Origin of the sequence: Halalkalibacter oceani, assembly GCF_040544555.1 — a bacterium.
Lineage (GTDB): Bacteria > Bacillota > Bacilli > Bacillales > Bacillaceae_D > Halalkalibacter > Halalkalibacter oceani.
Genome location: NZ_JBEPKD010000021.1, coordinates 1 through 21,341 on the forward strand (window position 1 = coordinate 1; position 21,341 = coordinate 21,341).

The window sequence follows — 21,341 nt, forward strand, 5'->3', positions numbered from 1 at the left end:
TAAGGTGTAAACTTAGGAACCGCCGTATACCGAACGGTACGTACGGTGGTGTGGAAGGTCGGCTACTCAACTAATGAGTAACCTCCTATCCGATTTATGCAAGGGGTTTTGTAATGGGAAGAGTTAATTATGGATGATCGATAAAATTGAAAGTTTAAAAAAGGAAGATTATGACACGGGTTTACGGGCTACATTAGAGAATCTGCTGCTTTTACTGAATGACAAATTGTATATATTGGAAAAAGATAGAGCATGATGCGGCATCCTTTAACCAAGCTATAACCTTTTTTTTCTCCGTACTATTGTAAAATAAAGGGTGTGTATAAAGGAAAGAGGTGGGTGCGAGAGAAGCGGTTTAAGAAAGGAATCATGTTATTCATTGTATGCAGTCTTGTGATCTCTTCCGTGCTGATGGACGGTGCGCCGAAAGTGCAGGCGGACACCGACACCTTTTCCGGCGGAGACGGCAGCGCGGAAAATCCGTATCAAATTGGCACAGCCGGGCAACTGAACGAGGTACGCAATCATCTGGACGCTCATTTCAGGCTGGTCGCTGATCTTGATCTCAGTGACTATGCGGATGGTGAGGGCTGGGAACCGATTGGGACGGGGGATGCTCCTTTTACCGGAACCTTGCACGGCGGCGGGCACACGATTGCCAACCTGACAATTAACAGAGACGAGGATTATCAAGGTCTATTCGGCTATGTGGAGGGGGGAACCATCCGGAATCTGATCTTGGCAGAGGCCAGCGTCGACACGATGACAGACGATGATCCGGTGGGCAAGACGTATGTCGGGTTGTTAGCCGGAAGAATAAGCAGTGCGGGAAGTGTCGCCAATGTGGACGTGTCGGGGGACGTGAGCGGACATGAACATGTCGGCGGGCTGATCGGCTCTCTCGGAGAGGATGGCCGCGTTAGCCATGCGACCGCAGATGTCGAAGTGAGGGGCTGGGAAAACTTTACCGGCGGGCTGATTGGTAATAATGCCGGTGAGGTCTCCTATTCCCGCGCCTTTGGGAAGGTCGAAGGGAGAATCAGTCCTGTCCCCTCGATGGGAGGCCTTGGTGTAACGGGAGGTTTGATCGGTCGGAATCAGGTGGATGGGCGCGTTTCGGATTCCTATGCTACGGGTGACGTGTACGTACATGGTGTTAATATAGCGAACGGTGGGCTGATCGGTAGGAACGATGGAGAAGTGACGCGGTCCTACGCAACCGGTGATATCCTCAGTGAATCTCACGCCGGCGGGCTGATTGGCCAAAACGAAGGAAGCGTGACCGATGTGTATGCGACAGGATCATTGACAGATTCTTTATACTATGCTAGCGGCCTGATTTCTTTAAATAGAGGAACAGTGTTACGTGCCTATGCCACTGGGGAGGTAGCTGGAAGCTCTGTTAGCGGCCTGGCAGCCAACTTCGGCGGGTCGATTGAGCATTCCTTCTATTTTCAGGCATGGGATAATGGGCATGGTACGCATGTGAGTGAGGAGGACATGAAACAGAAAGAGACTTATACAGAGGCAGACTGGGATTTTGAGACGGTTTGGGCGCTGGATGAGGGTTACAACGACGGTTTTCCCCATTTGCGTGTCGCTGTGACGTATGATGGCAATGGGCACACGGGCGGTGTGCTCCCGACGGACGGCAAACGTTACGCCATGGGAGAGTCAGTCACTGTACAGGGTCACGATGATCTGGTGAGAGAGGGCTATACGTTCGATGGTTGGACGACCAGCATGGATGGGAGCGGAACGGTTTATAGGGAAGGAGATACGTTCCCGATTACGGAGCATACGGTGCTGTATGCGCAATGGTCGGACGTGGTTTCCGAAGTAGACAGCCTGACCGATATTCGTGTCGGAGCTGGAACGGCGTTAGCTGATATTGGGTTGCCACAAGAGGTGGAAGTGACCTTAGCGAGCGGAAGTACGATGAAGCTGGCTGTCACGTGGGATGACGGTGATCCAGAATATGATCGGCACCGTGCCGGAACATATACGTTTACGGGCACATTGGATCTGCCAGAAGGAGTAGAAAACCCGGATCATCTCACGGCGATGGTGGATGTTCGCGTCGAGCGAGGCAGTGACGGAGGTGGCGGCAGCAGTGGAGGCGGTGGTTCTCCTAGTCCTGCCCCGAGACCAACTACCGAGGAAGTTCCCGTCGTGGTGGATGGAGTGGAAGATGCTAAAGAGCTGTCGGAGTTGTTCGTGATTCGGACGACAGAACCGAATGGAACGAGTAGCGATGAGCTGGAGCTGTCGGAGGCGTTCATCGCCTCATTGCTAGAACAAAGGGATCATTCTGAGCCGATTCGCTTTCTTCTACCAGATGGAAAAGATGTGTCCCAGGTGACCATCACGGTGACAGAAGGGGCGGGGGCATTGTTAGAGGAAGCGAATGTCGATGTGGAGTTCATTACGTCCTATCTGGGCATTTTTCTCCCTTCTTCCTCGATGGCGGATTTCACTGAAGACCTTCGTTTTGAGCTAAAGCCAATGCAGGAGGAAGAGCTTATGGAACAAGTGAGGAAGAAAGCTTTGCAGGAGGGCGTCAGCGATGATCCAGACGTCAAGCTTCTCTTCATGCCGGTGACGGTGACGACGAATGTTCAAGGACGTAGCGTCGGCCTGACGCTGCCGGTACCGGAAGTGGCCGAGGCAAACCGGGAAGACATTGTCGTATTTATCGAACATAGTGATGGAGAACAGCTGCTTGTTCCGGCGAGCTTCGTCCCTTATGCGGGGGAGGAGGCGGAAGAAGCGCTCACCTTTGAGGTCGATAAGTTCAGCACCTTCACAGCCGTCCAGCTGGCAGGCTGGTCGGAGCGCATTGTGGATGAGCAAGAGAAGGTGAAGCCGCCGTATATTGAAGGCTATCCCGATGGGACATTCCGCCCGAATGAAGCGGTCACGAGGGCGCAAATGGCGGCGATGCTCGGCCGGCATCTCGGTATAGATGAAAAAAGTGGAGGTACAGGGTACATCGACGTTTCTGACACTCATTGGGCATACGAGGAAATTGCCGTGGTCGAGCGGGAAGGGATTATGCACGGGCATACAAACGGTCAATTCCGTCCCGAGGAAGCAATCAGCCGGGCGCAAATGGCCGTGATCGCCTATCGCTGGCTGACAGAGCGAGAGATAGAGTGCTGCCAGGAAGCGGCGGACGGAGACGGTGCCCCGTACCGGGATGTAGACCCGAACCATTGGGCGAAGGAAGAGATTGAAGCAATCCGCGAGTGGGGACTGATGGAAGGATTCGGCGACAATTCCTTCCTCCCGGCGGAGACGTTGACAAGAGCCCAAGCCGTCACAGTGTTGAACCGTCTCTTTGAGCGGGATACGACCGACGTCGGTACGACTCCGAGCTTTTCTGATGTGCCAGTGAGCCATTGGGCATTCAATAACATTGAAGCGGCTGCAAGGAATGAATAAACAACTGGCATCTGTTTGTAGACAGAGCGAGTTTATCCGCTTGTTCAGTGAAACGTGTTTAAAAAGTTTATTGTAGAACGAAGAAACAGAAAAAGGGAGTGCTCAAAGGAAAACAGCTTTGGGCGCTTCCTTTTTTGAATGAATTGGAGGGGCAGCCTCATTTACGCCGAGACTCGCTCCGTGAAAGGCTTTAGCGTTATTTCTTTAGAAATGATTGGCAGTTCTTTGAACTTATCCTCTATCTTTGTTAAAATGATGATGTTGAAAAAACATAACTGGTACAAGCTGGACATAAGGTAATGATAGACAGCAGGCAGGATGTAACGTTGGTGTGGAAAATAGGCATTACACGTTTAGTGGTGTGGTGCTTTTTGTTTTCAAGAGCTGAGGAGAAGCGGTTTTTGAAACGGAATGGGAGTTGGTGAAGGTGAAAAGAAAACAGTCGTTGATTGTATGTGTTGCTTTAGTGGCCCTGGGGGCGTATCTCTTTTTCTTTCTGTCTGATCAAGGTGGAATGTCAAATGCGGTCTCGCCAACCGGTGGCAGTGAGGAAGCAGCTAGTTCTGTTGAGCTAACAGACAAAGAACTGCTTGAGAAATTTGAAAAGGCGCTGACAATTATTCAGGAACAGTATGTCGAGGAAGTAAGTGATCAGCAATTAATCGAGGGTGCAATTGAGGGGATGCTGCGGACGCTTGAAGATCCTTACTCTGTCTATATGGATCAGGAGACAGCCAATCAATTTGTTGAGTCACTTGGTTCTCATTTTGAAGGAATTGGCGCCGAAGTGAGCATGACAGACGGAAAGGTGACGATTGTCGCGCCATTCCGGGAATCTCCGGCTGAACGGGCCGGATTGCAGCCAAATGACAAGATTATTGAAATTGACGGTGAGTCAATTGAAGGTCTTTCCTTGTATGAGGCTGTATTAAAAATCCGCGGTGAGCAGGGGACGACGGTTCGGCTGACGATTGAACGGGCCGGTTCAAGTGAACTGATCGAGGTGCCGGTTGAACGTGATGAAATTCCGATTGAAACAGTCCGCTCGGAAATCATTGAACAGAACGGAAAGAAAGTCGGTCTGCTTGAAATCACTTCTTTTTCCGAGGATACAGCGGAACGCTTTAAGGAAAGTTTAAGCAGTCTTGAAGCGGAAGGAATTGATGGACTGCTGATTGATGTACGCGGGAATCCGGGCGGTTACTTGGATGCGGTCGAAGAAATTGGTGACTTGGTCATTCCGAATGAACAGCCGATTGTGCAAATTGAAAACCGTAATGGGGAGAAAGTTCGCTATGTGTCTTCTCTCAAGGAACCGAAGCCATATCCGATTGTCGGGATTACGGATGGCGCTTCTGCCTCGGCATCAGAAATTCTGGCGGCAGCCTTAATTGAAGGGGGCGGTTATGACGTTGTCGGAGAAACAACCTTTGGAAAAGGAACGGTTCAGCAGACGATCCGTTTAGGAGATGGCAGTGAGCTAAAGCTTTCTTTATTCAGATGGCTGACAAGTGATGGGAATGATATTAACGGCGAAGGGGTTAAGCCTACTGTTGAAGTGCGACAGCCGGACTATTTTTATACAACTCCTTTGACGCTGGAAGAACCGTTGACTGCGGATATGATGAATGAGCAAATCAAGAGCGCCCAGATCATGCTGAAAGGTCTAGGCTTTGAAACTGGGCGAACGGACGGCTATTTTGATGGGCAGACAAAGCAGGCAGTCCTCGCTTTTCAACAGACGCATGAGCTAGAAGCGACGGGTGATTTAACGAAAGAAACAGCCGATTTGCTGCAGCAGCAGATTTTAGAAAATGTACGGGAGCGTGAAAATGATCGCCAGCTCCAAACAGCAATTGAATTAGTGCTGGAGCAGGCTGGCACTTCACGATAATCGTGCAAATGACTTATCGGCTATTAAAGGAAGACAGACAGTCTTTGTCGAAATAAGAAGGAGATATAATAAAAGCCTTCGAAGAATTGACAATGGCTGGTTCACTACTCGCCTAGAGAGGAGAACCTTACTCCTCTCTAGGCTTTTAAAAGATGGAGCAACTTTTTTGGTGTAAAAAACGATACAGCTGGTTTCTTATTTACGATTCAGAAGGCTGAAGGAGAACCGACTATGATGGACATAATGAGCAGCTTGGGTTGGCTCATCCTTTCGTTTCTAGCTAACCCACTTTTATATCTTGGTTTTATCATCATTGCTTTCATATCTGCTGGCAGGGTGAAGCGGGAACGCGAATCTTTTCATACGCGCGTCTATTCGAAACGTGCGGATTGGACAATCCCATTACTTCCAGCTTTGCTTATGGGAGTCGCGCTTTCCCTCATTACCGGCTTAGTCGGCGTTGTCGTGACGATCGAATGGCTGCTTTTGGTGGCGGCTCTATACGTACTCACCGCATTGACTTGCCAGCTGCGCTGGATCAGCCCGGCTTTCGTGCTCGGCCTGTGCCTTCTTTTCTACGGGATGGAACCGTGGCTCGGCGAAAGTTCGATGCTTGCCGGCGTTTATGAACGAATTACGCTCATTCCTCTTTTCGCTCTAGCCGGCTTAGCGTCCTTATTTGTTATAGCAGAAGGGATTCTGATTCGGACGAATGGGGCGCGCTTTTCTTCGCCGAAGCTACGAAGAAGCAAGCGGGGGAAATGGGTCGGTTTCCATGAGGCAAAGCGGCTTTGGGTCGTACCGGTTCTCTTTTTTATCCCTGATGGACTTCTCCCTTCCTTTTCTTATTGGCCTGTGCTGCAAATCGGCGATGGAGGCTGGCAACCTGTTCTTCTTCCACTTTTATTCGGCTTTCAACAGCGGATAAAGGCGACATTGCCGCATATTCCAATTAGGCAGCACGGCAACCGGCTATTCTTTTTCGGTCTCATTTTAGGCGGCCTTGCAGCGGCGAGCTACTACAGCCCGTATGTGGCGGTTGTCCTTGGTGCTGCGGTCATCGCCGGTCGTGAGCTGATCTGGCTTCTGGCAAAGGAAAAGGACGAAAAACAGCCTGATTTCTTCTCGGCGAAAGAAAAAGGCTGTGTCGTTCTTGGCGTTCTTCCTGGCAGTCCGGCTGAGAAAATGAATCTTGAAATTGGAGAAATCATTGTAAAAGTAAACGGACAGCCGGTTTCAACCGATGAGAACTTTTATGAGGCTCTCCAGCAAAACTCGGCTTTTTGTAAGCTGGAGATTCTTACCCATGAAGGAGAGCTTCGCTTTGCTCAAGGCGCGATCTATGATGGCGGACACCACCAGCTCGGTGTCCTGCTCGTAAAAGACGACATCCAGCTTCAGGATTCTATTATTTAAGGCGTGTTCTTCGAGTTATGAAAACGGACGTTTTTCAGTGGCCTCACCGAAGCAGCCCTTCTTTTTCTGTGGAAATCAAACAGAAAGGAAGAGCTGCTTTTTTCTTTTTTTGACAAAGTCCTCCCCTCAATGAGTCGAAATTTGGATAAATTTAGAGACTTAAGCACTATTGTGGCAAAGAATTATGTTGAAAAATCTCGGAACCTTTTGTTTTTCTTTGAAAATGATGGTATGTTAATAGAAAAAGTGAAACTTTTCTGATAGGAGAGAAGTCACTGGTACAACTGATGGGGAGATACCTGAACGCACGGAGGTGACATTTGACTTCGGTGAGGGGGAGTAGGGTCAACAAATCGCAAGGAAAAAGGAATGGGTGAAGTGACGAATGGATAAGATGTCTATTTTAGGCGTAATAGTTGGTGTAGCAGCTGTGATAATTAGTATGGTCTTTAAAGGGACCAGCTTGATGGTCCTGATTAACCCAGCTGCTATAACGATTATTTTAGTTGGGACGGCGGCGGCGATTTTAATCGGTTTTCCGTCGGAGGATGTAAAGCGGATTCCAAAGCTATTTAAAGTGATTTTTCAAAGACAGCAGATTCCAAACACGTCTGAACTGATTACGCTATTTGTGAGTCTTAGCGCAATGGCGCGAAAAGAAGGGCTGCTCGCCCTGGAAAATGAAATTGAGCAAATTGAGGAACCGTTTTTAAAGCAGGGAATGAAGATGGTGGTTGATGGGTTGGACCCGGATTTCATTCGCGATACGATGGAGGTCGAGCTTGAAGTGATGGAAGAGCGTCATGCCTCGGGGGCGGCGATTTTCACTCAGGCAGGGACGTATGCGCCGACTCTCGGTGTTCTCGGCGCCGTGATGGGCTTAATTGCTGCTCTCGGTGATTTGAATGATATTGAGGCGCTCGGCTACGCGATTTCGGCGGCATTTGTCGCTACGCTGTTCGGTATTTTTACGGGCTATGTGCTTTGGCATCCATTTGCGAATAAATTAAAGCGTAAATCGAAGCTGGAGTTAACGCAGAAAAGTTTGATGATTGAAGGTGTTCTCTCTATTCAGGCCGGGATTTCGCCACGTGCTTTGGAAGACAAGCTGCTCGTGTACTTGTCATTGGATGAAAAAGCAAAACGGGGAGAAGCAGTCAACCAGGGGGAGAGTGTAAATGGCTAAAAGGCGAAAAAAGCATCATGAAGAGCATATTGATGAGACGTGGCTGATTCCGTATGCGGACATGCTGACATTGCTTCTCGCTCTTTTCATCGTCTTATTTGCTGTCAGTTCGGTTGATGCGGAAAGGTATGAACAGATGATGATTACGTTCAATGAAACCTTTCAAGGAGGAAGAGGCTTGCTGGAGCAGCCTGTCCCGTCACCTGTTAACTCCGGGATGGAAGAAGTAAGGCAGGGGGTTTCCGGAGAAGAAGGTCGGGCTGTGTCAACGGAACGGCGGGAACTGGAAGAGCTGAAGCGGCAAATTGATCTCTACATAGAAGAAAACGACCTCAGCTCGGAGCTGCAAACGAGCTTGTCGGCGGACGGTCTGCTGTTGACGATTCTTGACCAGGCTCTGTTTCATTCCGGCAGCGCGGAAATTCGTGAGGATGCGCTCAATGTGGTCGAGCAAATTTCAGATTTGCTTATTTCAGATCCACCGCGCCGCATTGTCGTCGCCGGTCATACGGATAACGTGCCGATTCAAAATGCAAAGTACCGGTCCAATTGGGATTTAAGTGCTGATAGAGCGTTGAATTTCACGAAAATCCTGCTTGAGAATGAAGAGCTTGATCCAAGCCTGTTAAGCGCCACCGGCTATAGTGAATACCAGCCGGTTGCCTCGAATGATACGCCGGAGGGCAGAGAGAGAAACCGCAGGGTGGAAGTGTTAATCCTGCCGAATGAAAGTCTTAGTGAGAGGTAAAAGAAGGCGAAGTATGGTACGATAGAAAGCGGATCGTGTAAACGAACTGAGTAAGAGGTAAAGGGGTAGGACAAACGAATGATCGATGTAGGACTGGCACTTTTCGCCCCGTTTCTCTTAATGGTTGTGGTGACCCGGATAACGTTTAGTTTGCTGGGAGCTTGTATCGTGACTTTTATGGTGCTCTTTGTCGTCCTTGACAGCCATGCCCAGCCGTGGCCAATCATGATTCTGACACTGCTGTCATTTGCCGGGGGCTTTGCCGTAGCGAAAAAAAGGTTGAAACGAATACAAGGAATGTAGAAGCAAGCCTAAAACAAAAGGGTGATAGTTCCCTTTTGTTTTAGGCTATTTTAATAGGTAAGAATGTTACGCGGATGGCGTAAAGACTCCTCGCTTCATGGCTTCACCCGCCACCCACTCATAATGAAGCTGCAGAAAAAGTATGATTTTCACTTTTTCAGCAGCTTCTATTTGAAAATCCTGACAAAAAAATAAGCACATTCGTTCGCTTTGTTTGTGTTTTTTTAAAGTGGCTATGGTATAATTATGTTTGTTCTCATAGAGGAATCTGTTTTCTTTTAAGAGGAAAAGGAAAGGAAAATAACGATATTGTTTAAAGATTCGGCAACAGTGCTATGCTGAGAAGATAGAGATTCGGAGGAGGTTATATCGTTGGAGCGATCGTTTGAACTTGTGTCCCCGTATGAGCCGCAGGGTGATCAGCCCCGGGCGATTGCGGAAATCGTTGAAGGGCTGCAAAGAGGCGAAAGGCATCAAACTTTACTCGGTGCGACGGGGACAGGGAAGACGTTTACGATGTCGAATGTGATCCAGGCAGTGAATAAACCAACGCTTGTGATGGCTCATAATAAAACACTTGCCGGGCAGCTTTACAGTGAGTTTAAAGAATTCTTCCCGAATAATGCAGTTGAATACTTTGTCAGTTATTACGATTACTATCAGCCGGAGGCCTATGTGCCAAGCTCTGATACGTTTATAGAAAAGGATGCCAGCATCAATGATGAAATTGATAAGCTGCGTCACTCGGCGACAAGCGCCTTATTTGAGCGGAGAGATGTGATTATTATCGCCAGTGTCTCGTGCATTTACGGGTTAGGGTCGCCGGAAGAATATCGTGATCTCGTCGTCTCTCTCCGCGTCGGAATGGAGATGGACCGCAATGAGCTTTTGCGTAATCTCGTCGATATCCAATATGATCGAAATGACATCAACTTCGTCCGCGGAACTTTCCGCGTTCGCGGCGATGTTGTTGAGATCTTTCCCGCCTCTCGCGATGAACAGTGCATCCGGGTCGAGTTTTTTGGTGATGAAATTGACCGGATGACCGAAGTCGATGCTCTGACGGGCGAGATTAAGGGAGAGCGTAATCATGTCGCGATTTTCCCGGCTTCCCACTTCGTTACGCGGGAAGAAAAGCTGAAAAAAGCAATCGCCAATATCGAAGTCGAGCTGGAGGAAAGACTGAAGGAGCTGAAGGACCAAGGGAAGCTGTTGGAGGCACAGCGGCTTGAACAGCGTACGCGCTATGATCTTGAGATGATGAGTGAAATGGGTTTTTGCTCAGGGATTGAGAATTACTCCCGCCATCTTACATTGCGTGAAGCCGGTGCAACGCCGTACACGTTGCTCGATTTCTTTCCTGACGACTTTCTCCTTATCGCCGACGAGTCTCATGTCACCTTGCCACAGGTGCGCGGGATGTTTAACGGAGACAGGGCGAGGAAACAGGTTTTAGTCGATCACGGCTTCCGTCTGCCTTCCGCCCTGGATAATCGTCCGCTCCGGTTTGAAGAGTTTGAAGCGAAAGTCCATCAGGCTGTTTATGTCTCGGCGACTCCGGGTCCTTACGAGCTGGAGCATACACCGAAAATGGTCGAGCAGATCATCCGGCCGACAGGATTGCTTGATCCGACGATTGATGTCAGACCGATCGAAGGACAAATAGATGATTTGATTGAGGAAATTCACTTGCGCACAGCGCGTAATGAACGGGTGCTTGTGACAACGTTAACAAAGAAAATGTCGGAAGACTTAACCGATTATTTGAAAGAAATCGGCATCCGGGTCCGCTATCTTCACTCGGAAGTGAAGACGCTTGAGCGGATTGAAATTATTCGTCAGCTCCGGCTCGGCTCGTTTGACGTGCTGGTCGGAATTAACCTGTTGCGGGAAGGGCTTGATATTCCTGAAGTATCGCTCGTCGCGATTCTTGACGCGGACAAGGAAGGCTTTCTCCGGGCCGAGCGTTCCCTCATTCAAACGATTGGACGGGCGGCGCGAAATGAAAACGGTCATGTCATCATGTATGCCGATAAAATCACGAATTCGATGCGGATTGCCATCGATGAGACGGCGAGACGCCGGACCATTCAGGAAGAGCATAATCGCAAGCACGGCATTACGCCGAAAACGATTCAGAAGAGCATCCCGGATGTGATTCAGGCGACAATGGTCGCGGAGGATGCAGAAGCAAAAAGCTATGGCGCACCAGCTGCAGCCTCATTAAGCAAAAAAGACAGAAAAGCAATGATCGAACGAATGGAACAGGAAATGAAAGAAGCAGCGCGTAATCTTAATTTTGAACGGGCGGCTGAGCTTCGTGACCTTGTTCTTGAATTGAAAGCGGAAGGGTGAGGACCTTGGCATTAGAAAAGATCGTCGTAAAAGGAGCACGCTCTCATAATTTAAAAAACATTGATGTGACCATTCCGCGGGATAAACTTGTCGTATTGACAGGACTGTCGGGCTCAGGAAAGTCCTCTTTGGCTTTTGATACGATTTACGCCGAAGGGCAGAGACGGTATGTCGAGTCGCTCTCGGCGTACGCGCGCCAGTTTTTGGGCCAGATGGATAAGCCGGATGTCGATGCGATTGAAGGCTTGTCTCCGGCCATTTCGATTGACCAGAAAACAACAAGCCGCAACCCGCGTTCAACTGTTGGCACAGTGACGGAGATTTTTGATTATTTGCGTCTGCTGTATGCGCGGATTGGGCGTCCGGTTTGTCCGAAGCACGGGATTGAGATTTCTTCGCAAACGATTCAGCAAATGGTTGATCGTCTGATTGAATACCCTGAACGGACGAAGATGCAAATTCTCGCTCCGCTCGTGTCCGGCCGGAAAGGAACCCATGTCAAAGTGTTGGAGGAAATGAAGAAGCAGGGCTATGTCCGGGTCCGGGTTGACGGAGAAATGCGTGAGATTGCCGAAGATATTGAATTGGAAAAAAATAAAAAACACAGCATTGAAGTTGTCATTGACCGGATCGTGATTAAAGAAGGAATCGAAACCCGGCTTGCTGACTCATTGGAGGCCGCCCTCGCTTTGGCTGATGGCCGGGTGCTCGTTGATGTGATTGATGACGAAGAACTGTTATTTAGTCAGCATCACGCCTGCCCGGAATGCGGGTTTTCGATACCGGAGCTTCAACCGCGGATGTTTTCATTTAACAGCCCGTTTGGCGCTTGTCCTTCATGTGACGGACTTGGTGTGAAGCTGGAAGTTGATCCAGAGCTTGTTGTACCGGATCGGACTAAGACGTTGCGTGAGCATGCGATTGCCGCGTGGGAGCCGACAAGCTCGCAATATTATCCACAGCTGCTTGCGGCGGTTGCCGAGCACTACGGGATTGACCTCGATACTCCGGTTGAGCAGATTCCCGAGGCGCAATTTGAAAAAATTTTATACGGCAGCGGCAAAGAGAAGATTTATTTCCGCTATGAAAATGAATTTGGACAAGTGCGTGAGAATATGATCGTTTTTGAAGGCGTGATTCCGAATATTGCCCGGCGCTATCACGAAACAAGCTCTGATTATATTCGCGAGCTGATGGAAGCCTATATGACGCAGAAACACTGTCCGACTTGTAAAGGGTATCGTTTAAAGCGCGAAGCTTTGGCAGTGTTTATCGGCGGGAAGCATATCGGCCAAGTCTCTTCGCTCTCTGTAAAGGATGCGATGCGCTTCTTCGAGAGCCTGGAGCTGACTGAAAAAGAAACGGCAATTGCCCGTCTTATTTTAAAGGAAATTAATGACCGGCTTGGCTTTCTCGTGAATGTCGGTCTTGATTATTTGTCTCTCGGACGGGCGGCGGGAACATTATCAGGCGGCGAAGCGCAACGGATCCGCCTCGCGACGCAAATCGGTTCCTCTTTAATGGGTGTGCTTTATATTCTTGATGAGCCGTCCATCGGCTTGCACCAGCGTGATAATGACCGCCTAATTAAAACGCTTGAGCATATGCGTGACCTTGGCAATACGCTGATCGTCGTCGAGCATGATGAAGATACGATGATGGCCGCCGATTATATTATTGACATTGGGCCGGGAGCCGGGATTCACGGCGGTTACATTACAGCCGCAGGAACGCCGGCTGAAATTCAGGAAAATGATCAGTCATTAACGGGACAATATTTGTCGGGGAAGAAATTCATTCCCGTTCCAGCTTCACGCCGACCGTCGAATGGCCGGAGCTTCACGGTGAAAAAAGCAAGTGCAAACAATTTGCAAAATGTAACGGTCTCTTTTCCCCTTGGTCAGTTTATCGCCGTTACCGGTGTTTCCGGCTCGGGCAAGAGCACGTTAATTAATGAGATTGTCTATAAATCGTTGGCGCAAAAGCTGCACCGTGCGAAGGATAAGCCTGGTGAGCACAAGGAGATTGTCGACCTTGAGGAAATCGACAAGGTGATTGATATTGACCAGTCGCCGATCGGACGGACGCCGCGCTCCAATCCGGCGACGTATACAAGCGTATTTGACGATATTCGCGATGTGTTCGCGATGACGAACGAAGCGAAGGTACGGGGCTACAAAAAGGGCCGCTTCAGTTTCAATGTGAAAGGTGGCCGCTGTGAAGCGTGCCGCGGCGACGGGATTATTAAAATCGAAATGCACTTTTTACCGGATGTCTATGTTCCTTGTGAAGTATGCGGCGGCAAACGCTATAATCGCGAAACATTGGAAATCAAGTATAAAGGAAAAACGATTGCCGATGTCCTGGAAATGACCGTCGAGGAGGCCGTCGAGTTTTTCGCCAACATTCCGAAGATCAAGCGTAAAATCCAGACGCTCGTCGATGTCGGACTTGGCTACGTCCGCCTTGGTCAGCCGGCGACGACGCTCTCCGGCGGGGAAGCCCAGCGGGTTAAACTCGCTTCCCAGCTTCATAAGCGGGCGACGGGACGGACGATTTATATTCTCGATGAGCCGACGACGGGACTGCACGTCGATGATATTGACCGGCTGTTGAAGGTGTTGCAGCGTCTCGTGGATAACGGCGATACGGTGCTTGTGATTGAGCACAATCTGGATGTGATTAAAACGGTTGATCATATCATCGACCTCGGACCGGAAGGCGGCGATAAAGGAGGACAAATTGTCGCTGAGGGGACACCGGAACAGGTGGCTGAGGTCAAGGGTTCTTATACAGGGCGCTATTTGAAGCCGATTCTTGAACGTGACCGCGCAAGAATGGAAGAGCGGATAAAAGAAAAGGAATTACAGAGTCAACAGTAGTATAAACTAGAGTGACTTGTAAGAAGTTGTTTTTGATGGCTGCCAGACGGGTATGTCGAACAATGAAGAAACTATGTAAAGTTTTGCCCGGTTGTTGAAACCTGTTGCCTTTTTCGTCCGTATAACAATGGTAGAGTGGGATGTTACTGATAGCTGTCTGATTTCACCAATTAAGGAGTGAGTCGAATCATGGAAGAACGTAAAATGATTTTGAAAATGATTGAGGATGGAAAGATTACAGCAGAAGAAGGTCTCAAGCTGTTGGAAGCCATTGATAAGGGAGAGAAGGAGCAGCAGGAGACGGGTGTCTCCACGAAAGTGAACTGGGATGAAGGAGAGAGCTACCGGAAGCGGGCCCGTCAGACGACGACTTCTGCCGCCAATATGTTCACTTCCTTTATCGAAAGCACGATTCAGAAGATTAAGGATGTTGATCTGGACTTCAACTTTGGGCCGGCGATTGAGATTGACCACATTTTTCAGCATCGCGAAAGCTCGCCGACAGCGCTCGATATTTCGCTGGAGAACGGTTCATTGTCTTTCCAGCCATGGGATGAACCCGATGTGCGGATTGAGTGCCAGGCAAAGGTTTACCGGGTGAAGGACAGCGAAGAGGCACGACGCTTTTTCTTACAGCAGTCAACGTTCCGGGTGAATGAAAATAAGCTGATGTTCCATACGAAAACAAAATCGATGAAGGTGCAGGCGACTGTCTATGTGCCGCGGACAACCTTCGACCATATTAAGCTGTATACGTTTAACGGTCAAATAAATGGAAAGGGAATCGACGCTGACACATTGGATGTCAATGCGATGAATGGCGCGATTTCCTTTGAACAGGTCCAGGCGAAAAAGGTGATCGCCGAAACGGTTAATGGGGCAATTGAATATAAGGATACGACGATTGATGTCATTGATGTAAAAACAATTAACGGAGGCATCACCTTAGCCGGTACGATTCAAGATCTCGACGCGGAAACCGTCAACGGCTCGATCACGTATGAAATGGCAGGGCTGACTGAATCAGGCTACGCGGATTTGAAGGCGACGACCGGCAGCGTTCATTTGTTCGTGCCGAAGAAGCTTCGGGTCGAAGGAAAGCTAAAAACGAATGTTGGCAGCTTCGCCGTTGGGCTTGCAGACTATGAAGTGCTGGAGGAGAAAAAAGAGTTTGCCCAGAAAACATTAAGCTTTATCGGCAATCAGGACTCTTCTCCGCGTGTCAAAATCAATGCGCTGACAAATACAGGATCCATTCATGTGAAGGATTTATACGAATGAGGTGAGGAAAGTGAAGAAGCGACTTTATCGATCGCAGTACGACCGGAAAATTGCCGGTGTCTGCGGGGGATTGGCGGAATATTTCTCGATTGACGCGACGATTATCCGGCTGATCGCTGTGTTTTTATTAATTGTGACGGTTGGTTTTCCAATGGTGATCGGCTATGTGATTGCCGCCGCGATCATCCCGAATGACGAGGACGTGAATCAGGCGTGAGGTGGTTAGCCGGTCTGTTACTCAATGCTGTTATTTTAATTGGGATCTCCTATCTGTTCGACGGCTTTGAGCTTTCCGGTTTTACAGCAGCGATTATCGCCAGTTTTCTCTTGTCAATTGTTAATGCGATTGTCAAGCCGATCCTCATTGTGCTTACGCTGCCGATTACGATTTTGACACTCGGTTTGTTTTTATTCGTAATCAGCGCATTCACCTTGTTGTTAACCGCTGCTTTGATGGGCGATGCCTTTACGGTTAGCGGCTTGGGGACGGCTATTATAGCGGCTGTTCTGATCGCGTTAATCCAGTCATTCGTCGTGAAGCCGATCCAAAAAGGATAGGGACGACAACGTGGCAGCTCACCTATTCCTGCTTTCCGTTTCAGCTTACATGCCAAGTTGAAGGCCTGGGCCAAAAGGGACAACGAACCTTTTGGTCCAGGCTCTTTGCTTTTTAGACCAATGGACTTTTCGGATTTCTGTCAGGTTTTGTGCTAATATATAGGATGTATAAGATAGGAAAACGGTTAGGAAGCTTACGTGAAAGCGAGGGAACTAGCAGTGGATAAGGTAACCGCAAATAATTTACTGGAGGATTTTCAATTCGAGCTTTTAGCTGGTGAAGAAGGGATTTATCGCCCGATTACGACGAGCGATATTTCACGGCCGGGAATTGAGATGGCCGGGTACTTCACCTACTATCCGGCAAGACGTCTTCAATTGCTTGGACGGACGGAGCTTGGCTTCTTTAAGCAGTTGAGCGATCAAGAAAAAGAGAACCGGATGGAAAAGCTCTGTACATATGACACACCGGGGATTGTCATTTCCCGTGATTTGGAAGCGCCGAAAGAGCTGCTCCAGGCAGCCGAGGAGTTTGGTGTGCCGATTTTGCGTTCCAGCATGCCGACAACGCGATTAAGTAGTATTATTACAACCTATCTTGAAAGTAAGCTGGCGCCGATGACGGCGGTTCACGGTGTGTTAGTCGATATTTATGGAATCGGCGTCCTGATTACTGGAAATAGCGGCGTCGGAAAAAGCGAAACCGCCCTTGATTTAGTCAGAAGGGGGCATCGTCTCGTCGCTGATGATTCAGTCGAGATTCGCCAGGAGAATGAAGGGACATTGGTCGGGCGTTCTCCGGATTTGATCAAGCATTTGCTTGAAATTAGAGGACTCGGTATTATTAATGTCATGACGTTGTTCGGCGCAGGGGCGGTACGGCCTTATAAGCGGATCACCCTCTGTATTCATCTCGAGCTGTGGGATCAGAACAAAGCCTATGACCGCTTGGGGCTTGAAGAAGAAAAAATGAGGATTATCGATACTGAAGTGACGAAGCTGACGGTGCCTGTCCGTCCTGGACGAAACTTAGCCGTTATTATTGAAGTCGCGGCGATGAATTTCCGTTTGAAGCGGCTTGGCTTTGATGCGGCACAGGAGTTTTCCGAACGGTTAACGGGCGTTATTGAGGCCGGCGATCATGATGAATTTAAATAAAATGAGGTGGCAAGATGGAGGAAACAATTGAACCATTAAGTAGGATTTTTCTTGAATTAGGTCCGATTCGGATTTACTGGTACGGGGTGATTATCGGTGTCGGCGTCCTGCTTGGCTATTTACTGGCAGCGAGGGAATCCGTTAAGCGGGGAATGCCGAAGGAAACATTCGCCGATCTGCTTCTTTATGCGATTCCGATTTCGATTATTTCGGCCCGGATTTATTATGTCATCTTCCGCTGGGAGCAGTTTGCCGACGATCCGATTCGCGTTTTCTATATATGGGAAGGCGGAATTGCGATTCACGGAGCGCTGATCGGCGGGGTGCTGACAGCTTATTTCTTCACAAAAAAACACAACCTCTCCTTTTGGCAGCTCGCTGATGTTGCGGCACCTAGCATTCTGCTCGGGCAGGCCATTGGCCGCTGGGGGAACTTTATGAACCAGGAGGTGTACGGCGGCCCCGTCACGAGAGAATTTCTTGAAGGCCTGCTGTTGCCGGAGTTTATTATTAATCAAATGTATATTGATGGTACTTATTATCATCCAACCTTTCTTTATGAATCATTGTGGAGTCTGGCGGGCGTTGTCCTGCTTTTATATTTACGGCGTCTCAACCTGCTTCAAGGGGAAATCTTTTTCACGTACGTCATCTGGTATTCAGTCGGCCGCTTTGTGATCGAAGGAATCCGGTTAGACTATTTGCTGATTGGCGGCGTGCTCAGAACCGCTCAGGTTATTTCGGTCGTCCTGATCGTCGGTGCGGTCATTCTTTGGATTTATCGCCGGAAACAGGCGGACACTCCGCGCTATCACGATCCGGCTCTTCCACCTAAGCAGCAGCGGAAAGGACGCTCAAAAAAGAAGAAGAAATAACTGGAGAGAAAAGAGTGGAGGAGAGACAAATGGGTGTAGTAAAGAGAGGCTTGCGCGTCGGGTTGGAAACGACTTGGACATTAGGCAAGATTATATTCCCGATTACGCTGATCGTGACGATTTTAGGCCATACGCCGGTTCTTGATTGGATCGCGCGACTACTGGCGCCGGTAATGGGCTGGATCGGCTTGCCGGGCGAGGCGGCGATTCCGCTTGTCCTGGGGAATATTTTAAATTTATACGCTGGAATCGGCGCGATTTTGACGATGGACTTAACCGTCAAGGAAGTCTTCATTCTTGCTGTGATGCTTTCATTCTCACATAATTTGCTCGTAGAGTCGGCAGTAGCCGCCAAAGTCGGGGTGCGGATGTCGGTCATCCTTGCCGTGCGCATCGGGCTGGCAATCGTCGCTGCGTTTGTCATCAATCTTTTCTGGCAGGGCGGCCAGGAAATGGCCCAATACGGCTTTGTATCCGCTGCTCAGCAGCCGGAGCTCAACAGCTGGCTGGCGATTGGCTGGGACGGCGTCACAAGCGCGGCGCTCGGGATTTTTCAGCTTGCGTTAATCGTCATCCCGTTAATGGTTGTGATTCAGGTGATGAAGGAGCGGAACTGGATTAAAGTGATGGCGAAAGCGATGAGGCCGTTAACGAAGCTGCTGCGCGTGCAGGAAAATACGTCAACAACATTAGTCTCCGGCCTGACGATCGGCTTGGCATTCGGAGCCGGCGTGATCATTCAAGCCGCTAAAGAAGACGGGATTTCCAAAAAAGATATGTATTTGATCGTCATCTTTCTTGTCGCCTGTCATGCCGTCGTTGAAGATACATTAATCTTCATTCCGCTCGGTATTCCAGTATGGCCGCTCTTGATTATCCGCATCGTTACCGCGATTTTGCTGACGCTGGCGATTTCCGTCATTTGGGACCGGGTTGAGAAAAAACAAAAGCTGGAGAGAAAGGAAACGAGCTATGAATATTGAGACACTACTCTTTGATTTAGACGGCACGTTAATTAATACAAATGAACTGATTATCGCTTCATTTCTTCATACGCTTGACAAATATAAGCCAGGCGAATATACACGCGAGCATGCGATTGACTTTATCGGTCCCCCTTTAATTGACAGCTTCCGCAAAGTTGATGCCGAGCGGGTTGATGAGATGATTGCGACGTACCGCGCCTTCAATCATGAAAAGCATGATGAACTGGTCGAGGAATACGAAGGCGTGTATGAAACGGTCGAACGCCTTCACGAGCAAGGCTATAAGCTGGCGATCGTGACGACGAAAATTAGAAAGACTGCTTTGATGGGACTGAAGCTGACAGGGCTTGACCAATTTTTTGACGTCGTCATCGGTCTCGATGATGTGACAAAAGCGAAGCCGGATCCCGAGCCTTTGGAAAAAGCGTTAGCCGCCCTTGGCGCAAGCAAGGAAACGGCGATGATGATCGGTGACAGCCACTATGACGTGCAGGCCGGTAAGAACCTCGGCATTCCAACGGCGATCGTCGGCTGGTCGATTAAAGGAGAGGAAAACATTCGCTCTTATCAGCCTGACTATATTTTATCGAATATGCGCGATCTGCTGGCGATCATTGGAGCGGACGAATCATGAGCAGAAAAACAGAGCGTTTTCCTGTTGAAACGGCGAATTCACTCTGGCATATTTACAAAACGGTTCCTTTTTGGAAAGTCATGAAAAATTTCATCATTATCCAGCTGGCCCGTTATACGCCCTGGCCTCGTCTGAAAAACTGGCTCTATCGAACATTTTTGAAGATGAAAGTCGGTGAGGAAACAGCGGTCGCGTTAATGGTGATGATGGATATTATGTTTCCCGAGAAGATTTCAATCGGGCGCAACACGATTATCGGCTACAATACGACAATTTTGGCCCATGAGTATCTCATTAAAGAGTATCGCCTCGGTGATGTGGTGATCGGTGATGAGGTGATGATCGGGGCAAATACAACGATCCTGCCCGGCGTGACCATCGGCAGCGGCGCAATCGTCTCGGCGGGAACGCTCGTTCATAAAGATGTGGCTCCAGGCACTTTTGTTGGCGGCAATCCGATGAGAGTGATTCGCAGCGTGACAAGTCAGCCGGAGGAAGAACGGTAATCATATAACTTTACTTTTGTAAGTGGGGCTGTGTAAAATGAACGTGGACGCTGGAGATAAAGTGGGGAAGAGAGATGAGTAAACAAAATGAGCAGCTGCTGATGATCGCTTGGCTCTTGTCTTTGATTGCCACGCTTGGCAGTTTGTATTTTTCTGAGATTGTTGGCTATATACCATGTGAATTGTGCTGGACTCAGCGGATTTTTATGTACCCCATCCCGATTATTCTCGGGGTTGCGCTGATTAGAAAAGAGACCGCTGCTGCTTTTTATGTGCTGCCGTTGGCCGTGATTGGCATGGGCTTCTCGATTTATCATTATTTGCTGCAAAAGGTTGATGCGTTGGGCCAGACCGATTCCTGCGGCCTTGTTCCGTGTGCAATGGAGTATATTAATTATGCCGGTTTTATTACGATTCCATTTCTTGCCTTAACCGCTTTTGTGGGAATCACGATTTGTATGGTTATGTTAGTGAAGAGGAGAGGAAAGTAAATGAAGAAGCTTTTGGTTTACGGCGGAATTGTTGTCGTTTTATTCGCCGCTTTGGTTATCGTCACTTCAATGAAATCGCAGCAGGCGTCAGAAGGAAATCCATTTGGAAAAGAACGCCTTGACCCGAGTACGATAAAGCAGCTCGATGACCCGCTGTATCAAAATATCATTTTGCCGGACGAGCTGCAGGCCAGCCTTGAGAATGGGGAAGACAAAACGATTTATTTCTATTCGCCGACTTGTCCGGCTTGTCAACAGACGAGCCCTGTGCTTGTTCCGACAGCGGAAGAAATAGGCGTAAATCTTGAACTGCTTAACGTGCTTGAATTTGAAGAGGCGTGGGCGGACTTTGGCATTAACGTGACGCCGACCGTGATTCACTTTGAAAATGGGGAAGAAGAATCACGGCTCGAAAGCTCGCAAACGAAAGAAGAATACGAGCAGTGGCTCAGTGAGCGTGCTGACAGCGCATCATAAGCACATAAAGGTTGCACCACGGGCGAAGTATGCCTAAGGGGCAGCCTTTTTCTGTTGCGGTTTTTGGAAGGGGCAGTGGTTTTGTGCTGGGCAGAGCTTGAGACAAAGCTAGCGGTTGACCTATTGGCAATGGCTTTTCTTGCCACT

At 49.0% G+C, this 21,341-nt stretch carries 18 protein-coding genes; all 18 read left to right on the forward strand.

Annotated elements, in window-relative coordinates; all coding sequences use genetic code 11:
• The first annotated feature begins 339 nt into the window (after positions 1-339).
• The 18 genes from ABMB67_RS17810 (at position 340) to ABMB67_RS17895 (ending at position 21,194) form a co-directional block, all read left to right on the forward strand.
• Positions 340-3,444, forward strand: a complete 3,105-nt coding sequence (locus tag ABMB67_RS17810) for an S-layer homology domain-containing protein (RefSeq protein ID WP_354572911.1) — start codon at positions 340-342, stop codon at positions 3,442-3,444.
• Between the two features lie 421 nt (positions 3,445-3,865).
• Positions 3,866-5,338: a S41 family peptidase gene (locus ABMB67_RS17815; RefSeq protein ID WP_390189131.1), complete on the forward strand. Its 1,473-nt coding sequence runs from the start codon at positions 3,866-3,868 to the stop codon at positions 5,336-5,338.
• A gap of 231 nt (positions 5,339-5,569) precedes the next feature.
• Positions 5,570-6,754, forward strand: a complete 1,185-nt coding sequence (locus ABMB67_RS17820) for a PDZ domain-containing protein (protein ID WP_354572912.1) — start codon at positions 5,570-5,572, stop codon at positions 6,752-6,754.
• 385 nt (positions 6,755-7,139) lie between these two features.
• Entirely contained in the window at positions 7,140-7,940 is an 801-nt protein-coding gene (motA, locus tag ABMB67_RS17825) for a flagellar motor stator protein MotA (protein WP_251223401.1), read from the forward strand.
• The gene (gene motB / locus ABMB67_RS17830) at positions 7,933-8,688 is read left to right on the forward strand and encodes a flagellar motor protein MotB (protein WP_354572913.1); all 756 of its coding nucleotides are present in this window, start codon (positions 7,933-7,935) and stop codon (positions 8,686-8,688) included. The genes motA and motB overlap by 8 nt, the downstream gene beginning before the upstream one ends.
• Positions 8,689-8,766: 78 nt before the next feature.
• Positions 8,767-8,991 carry a DUF2198 family protein gene (locus tag ABMB67_RS17835; protein WP_251223399.1) on the forward strand — a complete coding sequence of 75 codons (225 nt, stop codon included), beginning with the start codon at positions 8,767-8,769 and terminating at the stop codon, positions 8,989-8,991.
• A 372-nt stretch (positions 8,992-9,363) separates the two neighbouring features.
• Positions 9,364-11,346: an excinuclease ABC subunit UvrB gene (uvrB, locus tag ABMB67_RS17840; RefSeq protein WP_251223398.1), complete on the forward strand. Its 1,983-nt coding sequence runs from the start codon at positions 9,364-9,366 to the stop codon at positions 11,344-11,346.
• 5 nt (positions 11,347-11,351) lie between these two features.
• Positions 11,352-14,228, forward strand: a complete 2,877-nt coding sequence (uvrA, locus tag ABMB67_RS17845; RefSeq protein ID WP_354572914.1) for an excinuclease ABC subunit UvrA — start codon at positions 11,352-11,354, stop codon at positions 14,226-14,228.
• A 189-nt stretch (positions 14,229-14,417) separates the two neighbouring features.
• On the forward strand, positions 14,418-15,509 hold the full coding sequence (locus ABMB67_RS17850; RefSeq protein WP_251223396.1) for a DUF4097 family beta strand repeat-containing protein: 1,092 nt from the start codon (positions 14,418-14,420) through the stop codon (positions 15,507-15,509).
• Positions 15,510-15,519: 10 nt separating this feature from the next.
• Positions 15,520-15,726: a PspC domain-containing protein gene (locus ABMB67_RS17855; RefSeq protein ID WP_251223395.1), complete on the forward strand. Its 207-nt coding sequence runs from the start codon at positions 15,520-15,522 to the stop codon at positions 15,724-15,726.
• Complete coding sequence (locus ABMB67_RS17860; RefSeq protein WP_354572915.1) at positions 15,723-16,067, forward strand: phage holin family protein; 345 nt, start codon at positions 15,723-15,725, stop codon at positions 16,065-16,067. The genes ABMB67_RS17855 and ABMB67_RS17860 overlap by 4 nt, the downstream gene beginning before the upstream one ends.
• A 219-nt stretch (positions 16,068-16,286) precedes the next feature.
• On the forward strand, positions 16,287-17,225 hold the full coding sequence (gene hprK, locus ABMB67_RS17865; RefSeq protein ID WP_251223434.1) for an HPr(Ser) kinase/phosphatase: 939 nt from the start codon (positions 16,287-16,289) through the stop codon (positions 17,223-17,225).
• Positions 17,226-17,239: 14 nt separating this feature from the next.
• Complete coding sequence (lgt, locus tag ABMB67_RS17870; RefSeq protein WP_251223393.1) at positions 17,240-18,100, forward strand: prolipoprotein diacylglyceryl transferase; 861 nt, start codon at positions 17,240-17,242, stop codon at positions 18,098-18,100.
• A 29-nt stretch (positions 18,101-18,129) separates the two neighbouring features.
• The gene (locus tag ABMB67_RS17875; RefSeq protein ID WP_251223392.1) at positions 18,130-19,083 is read left to right on the forward strand and encodes a nucleoside recognition domain-containing protein; all 954 of its coding nucleotides are present in this window, start codon (positions 18,130-18,132) and stop codon (positions 19,081-19,083) included.
• Positions 19,073-19,720: a pyrophosphatase PpaX gene (gene ppaX, locus ABMB67_RS17880; RefSeq protein WP_251223391.1), complete on the forward strand. Its 648-nt coding sequence runs from the start codon at positions 19,073-19,075 to the stop codon at positions 19,718-19,720. Before ABMB67_RS17875 ends, ppaX begins: the two co-directional genes overlap by 11 nt.
• Positions 19,717-20,226, forward strand: a complete 510-nt coding sequence (locus ABMB67_RS17885) for an acyltransferase (protein WP_354572916.1) — start codon at positions 19,717-19,719, stop codon at positions 20,224-20,226. The genes ppaX and ABMB67_RS17885 overlap by 4 nt, the downstream gene beginning before the upstream one ends.
• Positions 20,227-20,300: 74 nt before the next feature.
• Positions 20,301-20,717, forward strand: a complete 417-nt coding sequence (locus ABMB67_RS17890) for a disulfide oxidoreductase (RefSeq protein WP_251223389.1) — start codon at positions 20,301-20,303, stop codon at positions 20,715-20,717.
• Positions 20,718-21,194, forward strand: a complete 477-nt coding sequence (locus tag ABMB67_RS17895) for a thioredoxin family protein (RefSeq protein ID WP_354572917.1) — start codon at positions 20,718-20,720, stop codon at positions 21,192-21,194.
• Positions 21,195-21,341: the final 147 nt, after the last annotated feature.